The sequence below is a fragment of the Saccharothrix sabaoui genome, assembly GCF_051756985.1.
Classification (GTDB): Bacteria; Actinomycetota; Actinomycetes; order Mycobacteriales; family Pseudonocardiaceae; genus Actinosynnema.
The window spans coordinates 1-19,336 of sequence record NZ_JBPKJK010000051.1 but is presented as its reverse complement, the minus strand read 5'-3'; the positions used below and the strand labels follow the sequence as shown (position 1 = coordinate 19,336).

The following is a 19,336-nucleotide window of genomic DNA, read 5'->3' as shown; positions in this document are numbered from 1 at the left end:
AACGACAACACCCGCCCCCCTGCGTGACGATGGTGGTTCGGTGATGGATGCTGGGAGGGCAGTGAGCGAACGGGTTACGCGTAGGAGGTCAGACGTTGCGCCGAGTGGCCGCGGCAGTGCTCGCCGGGACCCTGGTGGTGTCCGGGTGTGCGTCCGAGGAGAACCCGGCCGACCCGCTCCAGGTGGCCGCCACGCTGGAACCCGCCCGTCCCGCCGTCTCCCCCGCCCGGACCGCCGCGCCCGAGGGCGTCGTGCTGCCGCTGGGGCGCGCGACGTCGGTGGCGGTGGTCGGGGACCTGGTCGCGGTGGCCGTGGCCGAACCGCCCTCGGTGCTGCTCTACCCGTCGTCCCCGGCCGACCCGGCGACGGCGGCCCCGGTGACGGCGGTGCTGCCGGGGCCGGCGGAGCGGCTGGTCGCGGCGGACGGCTCGGTGGAGGCCACCGTGCCGTCGGCCGGCGCCGTGGTGACCGTGCGGCCGGACGGCTCGACGTCGTCGCGGCCGGTGACCGGCGGGCCGGTGGACGTGGCGCGGCTCGGTGACCGGGAGCTGGTGGCCCGGCGCGACGCCGGGCAGGTGTCGGTGCGGGACGGTTCGGGCGGCGAGCACGTGGTGGGCGGCATCTCCAGCCCCGACCGGCTGGTGGTGGCGGGTGACGCGGCCGTGGTGCTGGACCGGCCGCGCAGCGCGGTGTTCGACCTGGACCCGACCGCCGAGCGCCCCGGCGCGGGGCTGCGCGCGGGCGACGGCGCGACGAACGCGGTGGCCGACCGGTTCGGCCGGGTGTTCGTCGTGGACACCCGGGGCGGCGAGCTGATGGCGTTCTCCACCTCGCCGTTGATCATGCGGATGCGCCACCCCCTGCCGGGCGCGCCGTACGGGATGGCCTACGACGCCGAGCGCGACCTGCTCTGGGTGACCCTCACCGCGCGCAACGAGGTCGTGGCCCTCGACGTCGCCGGGGGCGAGCCGGTGGAGCGCCACCGGTACGCCGCGGTCCGCCAGCCGGACTCCGTGGCGGTTGATCCAGCCAGCGGGCGCGTGTTCGTCGCGTCCGGGGACGGCCAAGGGATGCAGGTGATCGGGTGATGGACGAAGCGGTGGTCGACGGGGACTGGGAGTACCGGCCGCTGCGGCTGCCGGCCGGGGTCTCCCGCCGCACGGCGACGACGCAGTTGACGATCCACGCCGAGTTCGCCGGGTGGGAGCTGTCGCGGACGCTGCTGTTCGGCGACGGTTCGCGCAAGGTCTGGCTGCGCCGCAAGCGGACCGCCGCCGTCGTGCCCGGGCTGATCACCTAGCCCTCCCGGTCGCCGCGGGACCGGGCTTCGCCGGACCGGGGCTTCGCGGGGTCGGTGCTTCGCGGGGTCGGGGTCAGGCGCGGGTCAGCAGGCCGTGCAGGACGAGGGCCTCGACGGCGTCGACGTGCTGCGCGGGCGTGCCGCCGCGGTGGGTGAGGCAGCGCAGCAGGGTGCCGTGGGTGAGCGTGCCCGCCAGGGCGGCGGGGTCGTGGTCGGCGCTGAAGTCGCCGCCGGCGCGCCCGGCGTCGAGGACCGGGACGAGCAGGGCCGCCAGGTCGATCTCGCGGTGGACCGCGTCGGCCGCGGCGGCGTCGGTGTCCTGCACGACGGCCATCAGCAGGGCCTCGGCGAACTCGCGGTTGCGCAGGGTGAAGGCGGCCAGGCGTTCGAGGTGGCGGCGCAGCAGCCGGCGCGGCGCGACGCCCAGGGCGAGGTCGTCGTCGAGCAGCGAGCGCAGCTCCGCGTACTCCGGGCGCAGCGCGCCCACGACGATCGACGCCTTCACCGGGAACAGCTGCCGGAGCACGACGAGGGGCACGCCGGCGCGCGCGGCGATGTGGGCGGGCGTGGTGGCGTAGTAGCCGCGGGCGGCGAACTCCTGGCGGGCGGCGGCGACGACCGCGTTGCGGGGGTGCTCGGGCAGGCCGTCGAGGCGGTCGGCGCGGTAAGCGCGCACGACCTCGTCGGCCAGGGGCGCGATGACGTCGTCGATGTGGCTGTGGCCCTGCTCGGGGTCGAGCAGGGTGCCGACGAGGGCGATGACGGTGTCGCCGAGCAGGGTGTCGGGCACGGCGTCGGGGTCGGCGAGGTGGCGCAGCGACAGCCCCTCGACGAGGGCGGTGAGCACGACGGCGAGCTGGTCGAGGGTGAACGGGGCGCGCAGCGACGCGCTCCAGCGGGCGAGCATCGACCGGTACGCCTGGACGCTCGCCCGGTCGTAGGCGGCGTAGGTCTGGCGCAGGCGCCGCATGGCGCCCTGGTGGTTGCGGGCCAGGACGACCGTGGCGAACTGCATGAGGGTGGCGGGGTCGCCGCGGACCTGCTCGTAGTTCCAGGTGGACACCGCGCGCAGCATCCGCCTCGGGTCGCCCTTGGTCTCGGCGAGGGCGTGGTCGATGACGTCGACGAGCGTCCCCGGCGCGGTCGGGGCGACCGGGCGGTTGAACCGCAGCAGCAGTTCGTCGACGTAGCGGGCCTTGTCGCCGAAGGTCGCGAAGAACGTCTTCTCGCTGACCTCGGCGCGGGCGGCGATCTCGGCGACGTTGAGCCCCCGGTTGAGGACCTTGAACCCGTCGTCGAACAGCAGCGCCACCCCTGCGTCGAGCAGCCGTTCCCGTACCGGTACCACGTGGGCACTCCCCCCTCGGCGTGTCCCCGACCCACGGCGCATACCCGCCGTGGCGATCACGGTATTGCACACTCACCCGCCGGGGGAGCGTTCGCACACCGGGGTGAGTGTTATCGGTCCGATGCGTCCGTTGAACCCTCACCGGGGGCGGGACAAGACTCCCTGCATCGTGGTGCGGGGTCGCCGGGGAGGGCCGATCGCACCGCGCGGCGGGGCGTCGCGCGTTCGTTCTCCCGCACGGGGTGAGCGCCTCGCCCCGTGCGGTCCAGGGGCGCGTCCCGGAGCGGCCGTCGGCTCGGAACCCCGGCCGGTCCCGCGCGCCTCCCCCGCCCGCACGGCGTCCGCGGCAACCCCCAGTGCCGCCGGGGTCGTGCGGGCGGGCCCCCGCTTTTCCACCACAGGTGTGGTACCACACCTGTGGTGGTACGGGCGTGCGTCGACAGTTTCCCGGTCCACGGGCTCCCGGGTGTCGACGGTCAGTCGTGGTCGGTGAACGCGGTGTACGCGGCGGCCGGGTCGCGGGTCGGGGTGCCGGTGGGCCACCAGCGGCCGGCGCGGGCGCGGTACGGGTACCACAGGCCGTCGCGGCCGTAGCGCAGCTGCCGGTCGCCGCCCGGTGCGCGCACCGTCCACCGGTTGGCGCGGACGGTCGGGGCGGGCAGCTCGGCGCGGTCCCAGGCGGCGCGGGCGCGGTTGGTCTCGGCGCGGTCGGGCGTCCAGGGCCGTTCCAGCACGTCGAGCGCGGCCGGGCCGCCCTGGCGCCACGCGCGGACGGCGCGCGGGTCGGCGTCGAGCCGGTCGAGCGCCCCGGGCAGGTCGCGCAGCGCGGGGTGGGCGGCGACCAGGCGGACCCGGTCGCGGCGCTCGTCGTCGGCCGGCCACCGGCCGGTGGCCAGCAGGTCGCGGGCCTTGGCGGCGGCGTCGGCGACGAGCAGGCGCAGCACGGCGGGCTCCACGCCGGGCGCGGGGTCGAAGTCGGGCGGCGGGTCCGGGTCGGCGGCCGGCGGGTCGTCGGGCAGGGCGACCGGCGGCGCGGCGTAGGCGGTCGTGGCGGGGGTGCCGGTGGTGGCGGGCCGGGCGCCGGCGACGACCTCGTCGCGGTCGCGCCCGCGCAGCAGGAGCAGCACCCACGGGTCGGCGTCGAGCAGCCACGCGGCCTGGTGGCACAGGGCGGCGGCGTGGCGGCAGGGCAGTTCCCAGCCGGGGCAGGTGCACTCGGGGTCGAGGTCGCCGATGCCGGGCAGCAGCGGCACGCCCGCGTCGGCGGCGGTGTCGACGAGGTCGCGGGGCACCTCGTGGTCGAGCAGCGCGGCCAGGTGGCCCGCCTTGCCGGCGACGCGGTCGAGGAAGCGCCGCCACTCGGCGTCGGTGAGCGGGGTGAGGCGCACGGTGGTGCGGTAGGTGTCGTCGGGGTCGTGCACGACGGCGTCGAGCCGGCCGGGGCTGACGGTGATGGTGCCGACCAGCCCGGCGTGGGCGTACTTGCGGCCCTGGCGCAGCGGCGCCTGGTCCAGGGAGGTGTCCTCCAGGGCCTGGAGCCAGGCCCGGCCCCACCAGCTGCGGGCGTGGCGCACGCCCTTGCCGAACGCGGGGAAGCCCTTCACGCGCTCGGTCACCGGCCGCTCCCCCGCTCCGGGCCGCGCAGCGCGACGAGGTCGGCCAGCTCGGCGTCGGTCAGCTCGGTCAGCGCGGCCTCGCCGCGGGCCAGCACGGAGTCGGCGAGGTCGCGCTTGGCGCGCAGCATGGCGGCGATCCGGTCCTCGACGGTGCCCTCCGCGACGAGCCGGTGCACCTGCACGGGCCGGGTCTGGCCGATGCGGTGGGCGCGGTCGGTGGCCTGGTCCTCCACGGCGGGGTTCCACCACCGGTCGTAGTGCACGACGTGGTCGGCGCGGGTGAGGTTGAGGCCGGTGCCGGCGGCCTTGAGGGAGAGCAGGAACACCGGCACCCCGCCGTCCTGGAAGCGGCGGACCATCTCCTCGCGGGCGGCGACGGGCGTGCCGCCGTGCAGGAACGCGGTGGTGGTGCCGCGGGCGGCGAGGTGGCGTTCGAGCAGACGGGCCATGGCGACGTACTGGGTGAACACGAGCACGGAGCCGTCCTCGGCGAGGATGGTGTCGAGCAGCTCGTCGAGCAGTTCGAGCTTGCCGGAGCGCCCGGCCAGGACCGGCGAGCCCTCCTTGAGGTACTGGGCGGGGTGGTTGCACACCTGCTTGAGGGCGGTGAGCAGGCGCACGACCTTGCCGCGGCGGGCGATGCCGTCGGAGCCGGCGATGTCGGCCATGAGTTCGCGGACGACGGCCTCGTAGAGGGCGGCCTGCTCGCGGGTGAGCGCCACCGGGTGGTCGGTCTCGGTCTTGGCGGGCAGTTCGGGCGCGATGCCGGGGTCGGACTTGCGGCGGCGCAGCAGGAACGGCGCGACGAGCCGGCCGAGGCGGGCGGCGGTGGCGGCGTCGCGGTCGACCTCGACGGGCTTGGCCCAGCGGGCGCGGAAGCGCGGCAGCGTGCCGAGCAGGCCGGGGGTGGTCCAGTCGAGCACGGCCCACAGCTCGGAGAGGGTGTTCTCCACCGGGGTGCCGGTGAGGGCGACGCGGGCGCGGGCGGGGACGCGGCGCAGGGCCTTGGCGGTGTCGGAGGCGGGGTTCTTGACGTGCTGGGCCTCGTCGGCGACGACCAGGTCCCACCCGTGCCCGGCGAGCGCGTCGGCGTCGAGCCGCATGGTGGTGTAGGTGGTCAGGACGAACCCGGTGTGGTCGGCGTCGCGGGCCAGGTCGCGGCCGGGGCCGTGGTAGCGGCGCACGGGCACGCCGGGCGCGAAGCGCTCGACCTCGCGCTGCCAGTTGCCCAGCAGCGACGTCGGGCACACCACGAGGGTGGGGCCGTCCGCGTCCGGCAGGTGCGCGCGGCGGTGCAGGTGCAGGGCGATGAGGGTGACGGTCTTGCCCAGGCCCATGTCGTCGGCCAGGCAGCCGCCCAGGCCGAGGGAGGTCATGCGGTGCAGCCACCGCAGGCCGCGCAGCTGGTAGTCGCGCAGGGTGGCGGCCAGCGCGGCGGGCCGGCCGATCGGCTCGTCGCGGGCCAGGTCGGCCCTGAGGTCGTCGAGCCAGCCGGTGGTGGTGACGGGGACCTCGACGCCGTCGACCTCGGTGGTGCCGGTGAGGGCGGCGCCGAGCGCGTCGAGGGCGGTGACGGGCTTGAGGACACGGTCGCGGGCGCGGCGGGCCAGTTCGGGGTCGACGAGGGTCCAGCGGTCGCGCAGCCGCACGACGGGCCGGTGCGCCTCGGCGAGCAGGTCCAGCTCCTCGGGGGTGAGGGGGTCCTCGCCCAGGGCGAGCTGCCAGTTCACCGCGGTGAGCCGGTCCGGTCCGAAGAACGACGGCCGGTCGGCGCGGTCGCCGCCGAGCACGACCCGGGAGGTGAGGTCGCGCACCAGGTCCTTGGGCCAGTGCACGTCGACGCCCGCGCCGGCCAGGCGCACGGCGCCGGTGGTGAGCAGCAGCTCGACGTCGCCGTCGGTGAGGGCGGTCGCGTCGGGCACGGGCCGGTCGAGCAGCGGTTCCAGCGGCGGGTAGGCGCGGGCGGCGCGGCGCAGGGCGACCGTGGCGTCGGCGCGCAGGCGGTGGCCGGCGCCCGCCCACAGCTCGGCGGCGTCCACGACGAGGCTGGGGTCGGCGAGGTCGTGGACCTGCACGACGACGCGGAACGCCTCCGCGCCCTCCACCCGCAGGGAGATGCGGACGCCCTGGTCGGCCCAGCCGCGCAGGTGCGGCACGCGCTGGGGTTCGGGCGAGGCGAACGCGGGCGCTCCGGCGGCGCGCGCGGCCGCCGCGCCGCGCGGCACGGTGTCGGCGACGGCGTCGAGGAAGGCCCGCAGGAGGGGTTCGGCGTCGGGCAGCTCGGCGGGGTCGCGTCCCGTCAGCGGGACGGCGCGGGCGTGCGGCGGCATGGCGCGGGCGAGGTCGCGCACGCGGGCGTGGTCGGCGGCGTCGAGCGGGCCGAGCCGCCAGGCGTCGAAGTCGCCGTCGGTGACGGCGGGCCGCACCCGGCCGCGGGCCACCAGGCCGAGGGCGAGCACGACGGCGGCGCCCCAGAAGGCGGTGGCGGGGTGCGCGCGGCCGGTGCGGCGGGCCCGGCCGAGCAGGGGGATGGCCTCGGTCAGCGGCACGCGCGCGGCGGGCGCGGTGCGGCGGGAACCGTCCGCGGTGGCCACGACCACCTCGGCGTCCGCCGGCAGGCCCCCGTCCACGGGCACGTCACCGTGCGCGGGCGGGTTCCCGTCCACGGGCGGGTCGGCGGGCGCGGACGGGTCGGGCGGCCCCTGGTCGGGGTGGGTGTAGAAGGCGATCGTGGACGTCCGCGGCGGGTCGGCGGCCTCGAAGACGGCCGCGTACCGCTCCAACCCTGTGTTCAGCGCTCCCCCTGGCTATTCAAGTTTGAGTCTACCCCAGCTGCCGGGTTCACCGGGCGAACCCGGCTCGCCCGCCATGGGGTAGGCGCCGCCCCGCAACCGGTCGAGCAGCCCCCTGGTCCACTCCGCGCCACCGGCCGCCGCGTGCTCCCACAGCCGGTACAGCTCGGCGACGTGGGCGGGTTCGCGCCACCCGGCGGCCTGCTCGCGGGCGGCGTCGCGGCGCGCCTCCAGGGCGGCGAGGCGCTGCCCGAGCAGCTCGACCGCGTCCGCGCGCGGCAGCGACGGCAGCAGCGCCAGCCCGGCGGCCAGCAGGTCGGGACGGGTCTCGGGGCGGCGCAGCGCGTCGCGCAGCAGCCGCCCGTGCTCGGCGTCGCCGCGCGGCGTGATCTCGTAGTCGGTGCGCCCCGGCGGCACGGTGGAGTCGATCAGGTGGCCGTCCTTGGTGAGCTGCTTGAGCGCGTGGTAGATCGAGCCCCACTTGACGTTGGCCCACTCGCCCGCGCCCCACGCCATCAGGTCGTTGCCGATCAGGTAGCCGTGGGCGCGCCCGTAACCGCGCACCACCCCGAGCACCAGCAACCGCGTCGCCGACATCGCGTCCTCGTCCCGCGGTGCCCGAGGTCGCCGCGTAATCCCGTTCCCGCGCACAGGGTAGATCGCGCAGGATGGGTGCCGGCGACGGCCGGCGGCACGCGCGCCGCGCTCCCGCACGCACCCGGAGGAGGGGTCGACGACGTGATCAGGTTGCGGCAGGTGGACGACGCGGGCGTGGAACGGCTGCTCGCCCTGGCCGTCGAGGACGCCGACCCCGCCGACGTCATGCCGGCCGGCTGGGCACCGGACCGGCCCGACGAGTTCCGCGAGTTCTACCGCGGCTTCCGGCGCGACGCCTACGAGATCCTCGACGACGACCGCACGGTGGGCATGATCCGGCTGACCGACGCGGGCGAGACCGGCATCTGGGTGGCGCGGCGCGCACGGGGCGCCGGCGTGGGCCTGGCCGCCCTGCACCGCCTCCTGGAGCGGGCGCCCGGCCGGGGCGTGCCCACCGTCGTCGCCGAGACCACCGCGGACAACGCCGCGGCGCTGGCGCTGCTGACCAAGGCCGGCGCGGAGCTGGAGACCACCGGCGACCGGGTCTCGGCGCGGCTGCGGGTGCCCGCCGAACCCTCCCCCGACCTGGCCGACCCCGCCGAGCTCCTCCACGCCTACCTCGACTTCCACCGCGACACGGTGCTGCGCAAGCTGCAGGGCATGTCCGAGGAGGAGCTGCGCACCAGCCGCCTGCCCTCGGGCTGGGCGCCGCTGGCGATGCTCAAGCACCTCACGCACGTCGAACGGCGCTGGCTGCGCCACTGCTTCCGCGGCGAGGACGTCGTCCACCCGTACGGCGACCCCCGCGTGCCGCACGCCGAGTGGGTCGTCGAGGACGGCGACACCACCGAGGGCATCCGCGCCTCCTACCTCGAGGAGTGCGCCCGCTCCCGCGAGATCGCCGCCGGGGCCGCGCTCACCGACCGGGTCGCCCGCTGGGAGTCGACCGGCGCGCCGCGCCCCACCCTGGCCTGGGTGCTGTTCCACCTGCTCCAGGAGTACGCGCGCCACGCCGGGCACCTCGACGTCGCGCGCGAGCTGAGCGACGGCGTGCTCGGCACCTGACCGGACCGCGTGCCCGGCACCGGGTCAGCGGGCGGCGCGGCCGACCACCGCGGTGGCGTCCAGGTCGTCGTCCACGACGACCCGCGCCTCCAGCCCGACCCCGGTGAACGCCGCCGCCGTCGCCGGCGCCTGGCGACGCCCGGTCTCCACCACCAGCGTCCCGCCCGGCGCCAACCACCGCCGCGCGTCGGCGACCACGCGCCGCTGCACGTCCAGCCCGTCGGCGCCGCCGTCCAGCGCCACCAGCGGCTCGTGGTCGCGCGCCTCGGGCGGCATCAGCGCCACCGCGTCGGTCGGCACGTACGGCGCGTTGGCCACCAGCACGTCCACCCGCCCCAGCAACGACCCGGGCAGCGCCCCGTACAGGTCGCCCAGGTGCACCTGCCCGGACGGCAGGTTGCGGCGCGCGCAGGCCACCGCGGCCGGGTCGACGTCGGCCGCGTGCACCTCCGCGCCGGGCAGCCGGCGCGCCACCGCGGCGGCCACCGCGCCCGAACCGCAGCACAGGTCGAGCACGACCGCGCCCGGCCGCGCCGCGGCCACGGCCAGCCGCACCAGGTGCCCCGTGCGGCGGCGCGGCACGAACACGCCGGGGTCCACCGCGACGCGCAGCCCGTCGAACTCGGCCCAGCCGAGCACGTGCTCCAGCGGGAGGCCGGCGACGCGCCGCTCGGTCAACGACCGCAGCTCCGCCTCGTCCGCGGCGGCCTCGACGAGCAACCGCGCCTCGTCCTCGGCGAACACGCACCCGGCGGCGCGCAGCCGGGCGACGACATCGGTGACGATCACGGGCGGAGCGCCTCCCGCCCGGAACCCGCCGGCGGCCGGTCTCGGTGGCGGGCCACCGCGACCCCGATGCCGTCCAGCAGCACCGCCAACCCCGTGGTGAAGCCCTCCAGCGCCCCCCGCTCCGGGTAGGACGCGCACGGGTCGTCCGGCACCGGCGGCGGCTCCTCCTCCCCGACCCACGTCGCCAGCGGGAACCGGTCGGCGAAGTCCGCCGCCACCTCGTCGAGCAGCGGCGACCGCGCGTACCACCACTCCTCGTCCGACACCCCGGTCTCCGCCGCCGCCCGCCGCGCGTCCGACACCCCCGCCGCCGCGCCCCGCACGAACTGCGTCAACGCGGCCACCACACCCCGCAGCTCCCGCCGCGGCAGGCCCGTCCCCCGCAGCACCCCCACCAACGCCTCCAGCGCCCCGAACTCCCCCGGCCCCAGCACCGGCCGGGCCTGCGACACCTGCAACACCCACGGGTGGCGCAGGTAGAACGCCCGGGTGTCCGCCGCCCACGCCTCCAGCGCCGCGCGCCACCCGCCGTCCGACGGGTAGCGCGCGGGCAGCTCCCGCAGCACCTGGTCGTACATCAGGTCGACCAGCTCGGCCTTGTTCGGCACGTAGGTGTAGAGCGCCATCGCCGTGCGCCCCAGCCGCTCCCCCACCGCCCGCATCGACAGCGCCGCCATCCCCCCGCCGTCGGCGACCTCCACCGCCGCGCGCACCACCGCGTCCACGCTCAGGCCCTGCTTCGGCCCCGGCCGCGTCCCGCCCCCGTCCGCCCCGCCCTCACCACCGCCCTCGGCGGCCCGCCACAGCAGCCGCATCGACCGACGCGGGTCACCCTGCCCGGCGTACACCACCACTTGCGACTCCTTACAACGTAAAGTACTGTTCCCGGGATCACTTTACGCCATAAACAAACCTGGGGGAAGACAGCCATGGGCATGCCCGCCGACAGCCACGACGTCATCGAAGTACGCGGCGCACGCGAGAACAACCTCGCCGACATCTCCCTCGACATCCCCAAACGACGACTCACCGTCTTCACCGGCGTCTCCGGCTCCGGCAAGTCCAGCCTCGTCTTCGGCACCATCGCCGCCGAATCACAACGCCTCATCAACGAGACCTACACCGCGTTCATCCAGTCCTTCATGCCCAACCTCGGCCGCCCCGACGTCGACGCCCTGCGCAACCTCAGCGCCGCCATCATCGTCGACCAGGAACGCATGGGCGCCAACTCCCGCTCCACCGTCGGCACCGCCACCGACGCCAACACCGCGCTCCGCATCCTCTTCAGCCGCCTCGGCACACCCCGCATCGGCACCAGCGGCGCCTTCAGCTTCAACCTCCCCGAAGGCATGTGCCCCCGCTGCGAAGGACTCGGCCGCGTCTCCACCATCGACGTCGACCAACTCGTCGACCACACCAAGTCCCTCAACGACGGCGCCATCACCGTCCCCGGCTTCACCGTCGACAACTGGTACGTCCAGACCTACATCCAGTCCGGCTTCCTCGACCCCGACAAGAAGATCGCCGACTTCACCCCCGACGAGCGCGACGCCCTCCTCCACCGCGAACCCACCAAGGTCAAGCTCGGCAAGACCAACGTCACCTACGAAGGCCTCCTCCCCAAGGTCCAACGCCTCTACCTCGCCAAGGACCGCGAGAACATGCAACCCCACATCCGCGCCTTCGTCGACCGCGCCGTCACCTTCACCCGCTGCCCCGACTGCCGCGGCGCCCGCCTCAACGCCGCCGCCCTCTCCAGCACCATCAACGGCACCACCATCGCCGACTGCTCCGCCATGCAGATCAGCGACCTCGCCGCCTGGATCGACAAGATCACCGACCACTCCGTCGGCCCCGTGCTCACCACCCTGCGCGAACTCCTCGACTCCCTCGTCGGCATCGGCCTCGGCTACCTCAGCCTCGACCGCCCCTCCGCCACCCTCTCCGGCGGCGAGGCCCAACGCGTCAAGATGGTCCGCCACCTCGGCAGCGCCCTCACCGACGTCACCTACGTCTTCGACGAACCCACCGTCGGCCTGCACCCCCACGACATCCAGCGCATGAACGACCTCCTGCTCCTCCTGCGCGACAAGGGCAACACCGTCCTCGTCGTCGAGCACAAACCCGAGACCATCTCCATCGCCGACCACGTCGTCGACCTCGGCCCCGGCGCCGGCACCCGCGGCGGGCACATCACCTTCACCGGCACCGTCGCCGAACTCCGCGCCTCCGACACCCTCACCGGACGCCACCTCGACCACCGCGCCCGACTCCGCGACCACGTCCGCACCCCCACCGGCCACCTCCCCATCACCGGCGCCACCCTGCACAACCTCCAGGACGTCTCCGTCGACATCCCCCTCGGCGTCCTCACCGTCGTCACCGGCGTCGCCGGCTCCGGCAAGTCCAGCCTCGTCCACGGCTCACTCGCCGGCCGCCCCGGCGTCGTCACCGTCGACCAGTCCCCCATCCGCGGCTCCCGCCGCTCCAACCCCGCCACCTACACCGGGCTCCTCGACCCCGTCCGCACCGCCTTCGCCAAGGCCAACGGCGTCAAACCCGCCCTCTTCAGCGCCAACAGCGAAGGCGCCTGCCCCAAGTGCAAGGGCATCGGCCTCGTCTACACCGACCTCGCCATGATGGCCGGCGTCGCCACCACCTGCGAGGAGTGCGCCGGCAAGCGGTTCACCCCCGAGGTCCTCACCTACACCCTGCGCGGCAAGGACATCAGCGACGTCCTCGCCATGTCCGTCACCGAAGCCCGCGCCTTCTTCACCGAGAAGCAGGTCCACGCCGTCCTCGAACGGCTCGTCGACGTCGGCCTCGGCTACCTCTCCCTCGGCCAACCCCTCACCACCCTCTCCGGCGGCGAGCGCCAACGCCTCAAGCTCGCCATCCACATGGCCGAGAAGGCGTCCACCTACATCCTCGACGAACCCACCACCGGCCTGCACCTCGCCGACGTCGACCAGCTCCTCGCCCTGCTCGACCGCCTCGTCGACAACGGCGACACCGTCATCGTCATCGAGCACCACCAGGCCGTCATGGCCCACGCCGACTGGATCGTCGACCTCGGCCCGGGAGCCGGCCACGACGGCGGGCGCGTCGTCTTCGAAGGCACCCCCACCGCCCTCGTCGACACCGCCGACACCCTCACCGCCCGACACCTCCGCGCCTACGTCGGCCGGTGACGCCCGTGGGCGGGGGCCCGCACCGGCCCCCGCCCACCTCGCCCCCGTGGCCCCGGTTCTTCTCGGGCGTCCTTCAGTTCGCGGCTGTGGTTGACCGCCCTGACCTGCGTGACACCGAGGATTTCTTTTTGTCAACACTGAAGTAATAGGGACCAGTGGTACCAAGCCGGCGGCGTTCACCCGACCGGGGTTCGGCACCCCGCACGGTGTTCCCACGTGCGGCCGATTGTCCAGGTAGGAGGGCTCCTCTAACGTTCCCGACCACGTCCGCGCGAACGTGACCGGGAACCACCCCGATCCCGGCGGGCCCGAGCCGCATCGGGTCAGCCGGAACCCCTGCACGAGGGAGAACCCTGCGATGGGAGACGTTCGCGCACCCAGGCGCGCCCTGGTCTCGTTAGGCACAGCGGCCCTCACGGCACTGGCCCTGACCACCGGCGCCACACCCGCCGCCGCCGAGGGAGAGATCCTCGGCGCGAACAACCCGACCGCGATCCCGGACAGCTACATCGTCGTCTACGACCAGCTGTCCGCCCAGAGCGCCGACGCGCTCACCGCCGACCTGAGCGCCAAGTACGACGCGCGGGTCGACTTCACCTACCGCCACGCGCTCAAGGGCTTCGCGGGCGCGCTGTCCGAGAAGGACGCCCGGGCGCTCGCCGCCGAACCCGGCGTCGCCTACGTCCAGCAGAACGGCGAGGTCCGGGCGACCGACACCCAGCCCAACCCGCCGTCGTGGGGCCTGGACCGACTCGACCAGCGCGACCTGCCGCTGGACTCGTCCTACACCTACCCGAACACCGGTTCCGGCGTCACCGCCTACATCATCGACACGGGCATCCGGACGACCCACTCCGACTTCGGCGGGCGGGCGACCTGGGGCACCAACACCGTCGACACCAACAACACCGACTGCAACGGCCACGGCACGCACGTCGCCGGCACGGTCGGCGGCACCGCCCACGGCGTCGCCAAGGGCGTCACGCTCATCGCCGTGAAGGTGCTCAACTGCGCCGGCTCCGGCTCGTTCGCGGGCGTCGCCGCGGGCATCGACTGGGTCACCGGCCACCACACCTCCGGCCCGGCCGTGGCGAACATGAGCCTCGGCGGCCAGGGCAGCGACGTGACCGGCGAGACCGCGGTGCGCAACTCGATCGCCGACGGCGTCACCTACGCCATCGCCTCGGGCAACTCCAACGCCGACGCCTGCAACTTCACCCCGGCGCGCGTCGCCGAGGCGATCACGGTCAACGCCTCGACCAACGCCGACGCCCGCGCCTCGTTCTCCAACTACGGCACGTGCAGCGACATCTTCGCGCCCGGCCAGAACATCACCTCGACCTGGAACACCAACGACACCGCGACCAACACCATCAGCGGCACGTCGATGGCCGCCCCGCACGTCGCGGGCGGCGCGGCCCTGCTGCTCGGCGCCACGCCGTCGCTGACGCCCGCGCAGGTCGCGAGCACGATGGTCACCAACTCCACCCCCAACAAGATCACCTCGCCGGGCACCGGTTCGCCGAACCGGCTGCTGTTCACCAACACCGGCGGCGGCCCCGGCCCGGGCAACCCGTCCGTCACCCCGCCCGGCAACCAGACCGGCACCGTCGGTACCGCCACGAGCCTCCAGCTCAAGGCCAGCGGCGGCACCCCGCCGTACACCTGGTCGGCCACCGGCCTGCCGCCCGGCCTGTCGGTCAACACCTCGACCGGCCTGGTCTCCGGCACCCCCACCACCGCGGGCACCTACCCGGTGACCGCGACCGCCACCGACTCGGCGGGCGGCACCGGCTCGGCGTCGTTCACCTGGACGGTCACCCCGACGGGGGGCTCCTGCTCCGCGCCCGGTGAGAAGGTCGCCAACGGCGGCTTCGAGAGCGGCACGGCGGGCTGGTCCAACGCCACCTGGACGATCGGCCCGTGGACCGGGGCCGGCGCGCCGCGCACCGGCGGTCAGTCGTCCTGGATCGGCGGCTACGGCTACACGGCCACGGAGACGCTCAGCCAGACCGTCACCGTCCCGGCCGGGTGCACCGCCACGACGCTGTCGATCTGGCTGAAGGTCAGCACGTCGGAGTACGAGCCGGAGGTGTTCGACACCTTCACCGTCAAGGCCGGTTCGACCACCCTGGCGACCTACACCAACCTGACCCCGTCGGGCTACGAGGTGCGCACCTTCAGCCTCGGCGCCTTCGCGGGCCAGAGCGTGGCGCTGAGCTTCACCGGCGCGGAGGACTGGTCCTACCAGACCTCGTTCGTGCTGGACGACGTCTCGGTCACCGCGGCGTGACCCGCTAGTCCGGGGGCCGGCGGGTGCGCCCGCCGGCCCCTCCGGCGTTGACGCGCGCCCGGGCGGCCCCTACGTTCGGCCGGTGGCGGGTGGGTCCTCGGGCAGGAGCGTGGTGGCCCGCGCGCTCGCCGTGCTGGGCGCCCTCGACGGGCACCCGGACGGGTTGCCGCTGGCCGAGCTGGCCCGGCGCGGCGGCCTGCCGCTGTCCACCGCGCACCGGCTGGTCCGCGACCTGGTCGCGCAGCAGGTGCTGGAACGCCTCCCCGACCGCCGGTACGTCGTCGGCCGGCGGCTGTGGCAGCTCGGGCTGCTGGCCCGCGTGCAGGTCGAGCTGCGCGAGGCGGCGCTGCCGTTCATGCAGGACCTGTACGAGGCGACCAGGGAGAACGTGCACCTCGCCGTGCGCGACGACACCTCCGCCCTCTACCTGGAGCGCATCCACGGCCACGGCTCGGTGCCGGTGGTGAGCCGGCCCGGCGGCCGGTTGCCGCTGCACGCCACCGGCGTCGGCAAGGTGCTCCTGGCGCACGCGCCGCGGGAGGTCGTCGCCCAGGTCGTCGCCGGGCCGGAGCGGTGCACGCCGTACACGATCACCGAGCCGGGCCGGCTGCTGCGCGAGCTGGCCGAGGTGCGCCGCCGCGGGCACGCGCGCACCGCGCAGGAGATGACGCTGGGCTCCTGCTCGGTGGCGGTCCCGGTGGCCGGCCCGGCGGGCGCGGTGGTGGCCGCGCTCGGCCTGGTCGTGGCGACCCACCGCGACCCCGAGCGGCACGTCACGGCGCTGCGCGTCGCCGCGGGCGGCATCTCGCGGGTGCTCGCCCGACCGTGAAAACCCTCCCCCGCCCCGACTGCCGCTGAGCGGAAGCCGCGCCTTGGCCGCGGCGGGGGCGCGGAGCAGGCTTGGCCGCCATGCGCACACAGGTAGCCATCGTCGGTGCCGGTCCCGCCGGGTTGTTGCTCTCCCACCTGCTCTCCCTGCACGGCGTGGACTCGGTCGTGCTGGAGAGCCGCTCCCGCGCCTACGTCGAGGCCCGCGTCCGGGCCGGCGTGCTGGAGCAGGGCACCGTCGACCTGCTCACCGACGCCGGTCTCGGCGACCGGCTCAAGACCGAGGGGCTGCGGCACGACGGCCTCCACCTCCAGTGGCCCGGGACGCGCCACCGCCTCGACCTGCACGAGCTGACCGGGCGCTCGGTGTGGGTGTACGGGCAGACCGAGGTCGTGAAGGACCTGCTGGCCGCGCGGCACGAGCACGTGCGCTTCGAGGTGAGCGGCACCGCGCTGCACGACCTCGACACCGACCACCCCTCGGTGTCCTACGTGGACGCCTCCGGCACGCCGCGGCGCGTCACCGCCGACGTGGTGGTGGGCGCGGACGGCTTCCGCGGCGTGAGCCGGGAGACGATCCCGGTGGCGCTGCGCACCCAGTGGGAGCGGCACTACCCGTTCGCGTGGCTGGGCGTCCTGGCCGAGGTGCCGCCGTCGACCGACGAGCTGATCTACGCCTGGCACCCGGACGGGTTCGCCATGCACAGCATGAGGTCGCCCGTGCTGAGCAGGCTCTACCTCCAGGTCGACCCGGGCGAGCGGATCGAGGACTGGTCGGACGAGCGGATCTGGTCCGCGCTGGACACCCGGCTGGGCCTGGACGGGTGGTCGCTGGAGCACGGCCCGGTGGTGGACAAGGGCATCACGCCGATGCGCAGCTTCGTCAGCACGCCGATGCGGCACGGTCGGCTGTTCCTGGTGGGCGACGCCGCGCACATCGTGCCGCCGACCGGCGCGAAGGGCCTCAACCTGGCCGTCGCGGACGTCGCCGTGCTGGCGCGGGCGCTGGAGGCGTTCTTCGGCGACGGCCGCACGGACCTGCTCGACGGCTACGAGGAGCGGGCGCTGCACCGGGTGTGGCGGTGCACGCACTTCTCCTGGTGGATGACCACGATGCTGCACACCACCGGCGACCCGCTGGACCGGGAGCTGCAGCTCAGCCAACTGCGGTACGTGTGCTCGTCCACCGCGGCGGCCACCGGCCTGGCGGAGAACTACGCGGGCCTGCCGTTCTGAGCCCCCTCGGCCCCCGGCGCCGGGTCGAGGTCGGCGAGCCGCCGCCGGACGCCGTCGGCCCCGCCGTCGCGGCCCAGTCGCCGGTAGAGCTCCAGCGCCTCCTCCCACGCCGCGCGGGCGCGGGCGCGGTGGCCGAGGGCGGCGCGGGCGCGGGCGAGGCGGTCGAGGGTGTCGGCGGCGGCCGCGGTGTGGCCGAGGGCGCGGTACCGGGCGAGGGCCTGCTCGTGGTGGTCGGCGGCCCGGTCGTGGTGGCCGGTGCGGTGGTCGATGAAGCCCAGGCCGTCCAGCGCGTCCGCCTCGCCCTCGGGGTTGTGGTGCCGGCGGTGCAGCGCGAGGGAGGCGAGGCAGTGCTCGCGGGCGGTGTCGTGGTCGCCCAGGCGGGCGGCGCACCAGCCCACGGCGGTGCCCGCGTCGGCTTCCCACACCGACTGGCCGAGGGCGCGGAAGAGGTCCAGGGCGCGGCGGGCGTGCTCCAGCGCCCGGTGGTCGTCGCCCCGCTGCTCCCAGACCCGGGCGAGGGCGTGGTGGGCGTGGGCCCGCTGGGCGGGGGTGCCGTCCTGTTCGGTCTGCGCGAGGGCCCGGTGCAGGTGGACGACGGCCTGCTCGTGCTGCCCCAGGTCGGCGTGGGCGCCGCCGAGGAGCCGGTGGGCGAGGGCGCGCCCGGCGGGGTCGGGCAGGTGGTCGGCGGCGTCCGCCGCGGCCGACCACGCGGCCAGCGCGTCGTGCCGGTGCCCGCGCCGCCGGTGGAAGGTGTGCAGGGTCCAGGCGATCTGCCACACCGCCGCGTGCCGGTGCAGGGCGGCGGCGGTGCGCTGGGCGGCCAGCAGGTGGGCGTGGTGGGCGTCCAGCCAGTGCAGCGCGGCGGCGTGGTCCGGCAGCGGGTGCGGGTGGGCGCCGGGGACGGGCGGGTCGAGCCGGATCGGCGTGCGCTGCGGCTTGAGCAGGCGGGCGGCGGCGAACGCGGTGTGCAGGTAGGAGTCGACCACCCGGTCCAGCGCCGCCCGCCGCACCGGCTCGGGCAGGTCGTGGGCGAGGCCGGCGGCGTAGGCGCGGACCAGGTCGTGCATCGAGTGGCGCCCGCGCGGGTGCCGGTCGAGCAGGGAGGCGTCCGCCAGGGCGTGCAGGGCCTTGCGCGCCTCGGCCCGGGACAGGCCGGTGAGGCCGGCGGCGGCGGTCAGGTCGACGTCCGGGCCGGGGGCGACCCCGAGCAGCGCGAACACCCGGCGCTGGGGCTCGGTGAGGCGGCGCAGGGACCACGAGAGGACGGCGGGCAGGCTGGCGGCGGGGTCGGTGTCGTGGTCGAGCACCTCCAGGCCGAACTCGCGCAGCTCGTCCGCGAACTCGGCCAGCGGGACGTGCGGGCGGCCGGCGGCGTGCCGGGCGGTGATCGCCAGCGCCAGCGGGTGCCGGCCGCACAGCCCGATCAGCGCGTCGACCGCGTCGGGTTCGGCGTCCACCCGCCGGTCGCCGAGGCGGTGGGCCAGCAGGGCGTGGGCCTCGTCGCGGTCGAGGACGCCCAGCGGCAGGTGGCGGGCCCCGTGCCGGTCGACCAGGGAGGCCAGGCCGGTGCGCCCGGTGACCAGCACGGTGCAGGTCGGGCTGCCGGGCAGCAGCGGCACGACCTGCTCGCTCGTGGCGGCGTTGTCCAGCACGACCAGCACCCGCCTGCCCGCGACCAGCCCCCGGTACAGCGCCGCCTGCGCGGCCAGGTTCGGCGGCAGGCGGTCGGGGGCGACGCCGAGGGCGGCGAGGAAGCCGCGCACCGCGTCGCCCGGCGCGGTGGGCCGCCCGGTGGGGCTGAACCCGCGCAGGTCGACGAACAGCTGCCCGTCGGGGAACCGGTGCAGGTTGCGGTGCGCCCAGGCCAGCGCCAGGCAGGTCTTGCCGATCCCGCCCGCGCCGCCGATCGCCGAGATCACCATCGCCGCGCCCGCGCCCGGATCGGCGGCCAGGGCGCGGTCCAGCGCGGTCAGCTCCGCCTCGCGCCCGGCGAACGACACCGGCGCGGCGGGCAGCTGGCGCGGCACCACCGGCGCGGACGGCGGTGGCGCGTGCAGGTGCACGTCACCGTGGACGACACCGGCCTGCACCACCCCGGCCACGGTCCCGGAGGCGGTGTTGCGCGCCCCCGGTCGGCCGTCCCGGTCGGCGGACCGGGGCTCGTCGGCCCCGGTCGGCTCGGGCGTCACCACGCCGGCCACCTCCCCCTCCGGTCGGGTCCGCGACCGGAGGGCCAGCGTCGCACCACACCGCCGCGCGAGACCGTGCCGGCGTTCGGCAC

Annotated in this window: 14 protein-coding genes; 7 read left to right on the top strand and 7 right to left on the bottom strand. The window is 75.6% G+C overall.

The window, feature by feature from the left end:
• The first annotated feature begins 104 nt into the window (after window positions 1–104).
• Both ACR807_RS18000 and ACR807_RS17995 read left to right on the top strand, forming a co-directional pair.
• The gene (locus ACR807_RS18000; RefSeq protein WP_438922483.1) at window positions 105–1,088 is read left to right on the top strand and encodes a YncE family protein; all 984 of its coding nucleotides are present in this window, start codon (window positions 105–107) and stop codon (window positions 1,086–1,088) included.
• On the top strand, window positions 1,088–1,300 hold the full coding sequence (locus ACR807_RS17995; protein WP_438922482.1) for a DUF5703 family protein: 213 nt from the start codon (window positions 1,088–1,090) through the stop codon (window positions 1,298–1,300). Before ACR807_RS18000 ends, ACR807_RS17995 begins: the two co-directional genes overlap by 1 nt.
• 73 nt (window positions 1,301–1,373) lie before the next feature.
• Here ACR807_RS17995 and ACR807_RS17990 read toward each other — a convergent pair whose 3' ends face one another.
• The 4 genes from ACR807_RS17990 to ACR807_RS17975 all read right to left on the bottom strand — a co-directional run bounded on the left by ACR807_RS17990 (window position 1,374) and on the right by ACR807_RS17975 (window position 7,653).
• Window positions 1,374–2,648: a TetR/AcrR family transcriptional regulator gene (locus tag ACR807_RS17990; RefSeq protein ID WP_438922481.1), complete on the bottom strand. Its 1,275-nt coding sequence runs from the start codon at window positions 2,646–2,648 to the stop codon at window positions 1,374–1,376.
• A gap of 476 nt (window positions 2,649–3,124) precedes the next feature.
• Complete coding sequence (locus ACR807_RS17985) at window positions 3,125–4,264, bottom strand: SWIM zinc finger family protein (RefSeq protein WP_438922480.1); 1,140 nt, start codon at window positions 4,262–4,264, stop codon at window positions 3,125–3,127.
• Window positions 4,261–7,047, bottom strand: a complete 2,787-nt coding sequence (locus tag ACR807_RS17980; protein WP_498371971.1) for an SCO1167/SCO6262 family helicase — start codon at window positions 7,045–7,047, stop codon at window positions 4,261–4,263. Before ACR807_RS17980 ends, ACR807_RS17985 begins: the two co-directional genes overlap by 4 nt.
• A gap of 24 nt (window positions 7,048–7,071) precedes the next feature.
• Window positions 7,072–7,653: a PadR family transcriptional regulator gene (locus tag ACR807_RS17975; protein WP_438922479.1), complete on the bottom strand. Its 582-nt coding sequence runs from the start codon at window positions 7,651–7,653 to the stop codon at window positions 7,072–7,074.
• Between the two features lie 141 nt (window positions 7,654–7,794).
• Here ACR807_RS17975 and ACR807_RS17970 point away from each other — a divergent pair, with 141 nt between their 5' ends.
• On the top strand, window positions 7,795–8,718 hold the full coding sequence (locus ACR807_RS17970) for a GNAT family N-acetyltransferase (protein WP_438922478.1): 924 nt from the start codon (window positions 7,795–7,797) through the stop codon (window positions 8,716–8,718).
• Between the two features lie 24 nt (window positions 8,719–8,742).
• On the opposite strand, the gene ACR807_RS17965 is transcribed toward ACR807_RS17970, so the two are convergent.
• Window positions 8,743–9,507: a putative protein N(5)-glutamine methyltransferase gene (locus ACR807_RS17965; protein ID WP_438922477.1), complete on the bottom strand. Its 765-nt coding sequence runs from the start codon at window positions 9,505–9,507 to the stop codon at window positions 8,743–8,745.
• Window positions 9,504–10,361 carry a TetR/AcrR family transcriptional regulator C-terminal domain-containing protein gene (locus tag ACR807_RS17960; protein ID WP_438922476.1) on the bottom strand — a complete coding sequence of 286 codons (858 nt, stop codon included), beginning with the start codon at window positions 10,359–10,361 and terminating at the stop codon, window positions 9,504–9,506. The genes ACR807_RS17965 and ACR807_RS17960 overlap by 4 nt, the downstream gene beginning before the upstream one ends.
• Before the next feature lie 75 nt (window positions 10,362–10,436).
• On the opposite strand from ACR807_RS17960, the gene ACR807_RS17955 reads away from it, so the two are divergent.
• The 4 genes from ACR807_RS17955 to ACR807_RS17940 all read left to right on the top strand — a co-directional run bounded on the left by ACR807_RS17955 (window position 10,437) and on the right by ACR807_RS17940 (window position 17,055).
• The gene (locus tag ACR807_RS17955; RefSeq protein WP_438922475.1) at window positions 10,437–12,698 is read left to right on the top strand and encodes an ATP-binding cassette domain-containing protein; all 2,262 of its coding nucleotides are present in this window, start codon (window positions 10,437–10,439) and stop codon (window positions 12,696–12,698) included.
• A gap of 358 nt (window positions 12,699–13,056) precedes the next feature.
• Window positions 13,057–14,991, top strand: a complete 1,935-nt coding sequence (locus tag ACR807_RS17950) for a S8 family peptidase (RefSeq protein ID WP_438922474.1) — start codon at window positions 13,057–13,059, stop codon at window positions 14,989–14,991.
• An 82-nt stretch (window positions 14,992–15,073) separates the two neighbouring features.
• The gene (locus ACR807_RS17945; RefSeq protein ID WP_438922473.1) at window positions 15,074–15,820 is read left to right on the top strand and encodes an IclR family transcriptional regulator; all 747 of its coding nucleotides are present in this window, start codon (window positions 15,074–15,076) and stop codon (window positions 15,818–15,820) included.
• 80 nt (window positions 15,821–15,900) lie between these two features.
• Window positions 15,901–17,055 carry a 4-hydroxybenzoate 3-monooxygenase gene (locus ACR807_RS17940; RefSeq protein WP_438922472.1) on the top strand — a complete coding sequence of 385 codons (1,155 nt, stop codon included), beginning with the start codon at window positions 15,901–15,903 and terminating at the stop codon, window positions 17,053–17,055.
• Here the strand turns inward: ACR807_RS17940 and ACR807_RS17935 are convergent.
• Window positions 17,034–19,336: ATP-binding protein (locus ACR807_RS17935; protein WP_438922471.1), on the bottom strand; the 2,303-nt coding region annotated here is incomplete at its 5' end. The genes ACR807_RS17940 and ACR807_RS17935 overlap by 22 nt on opposite strands.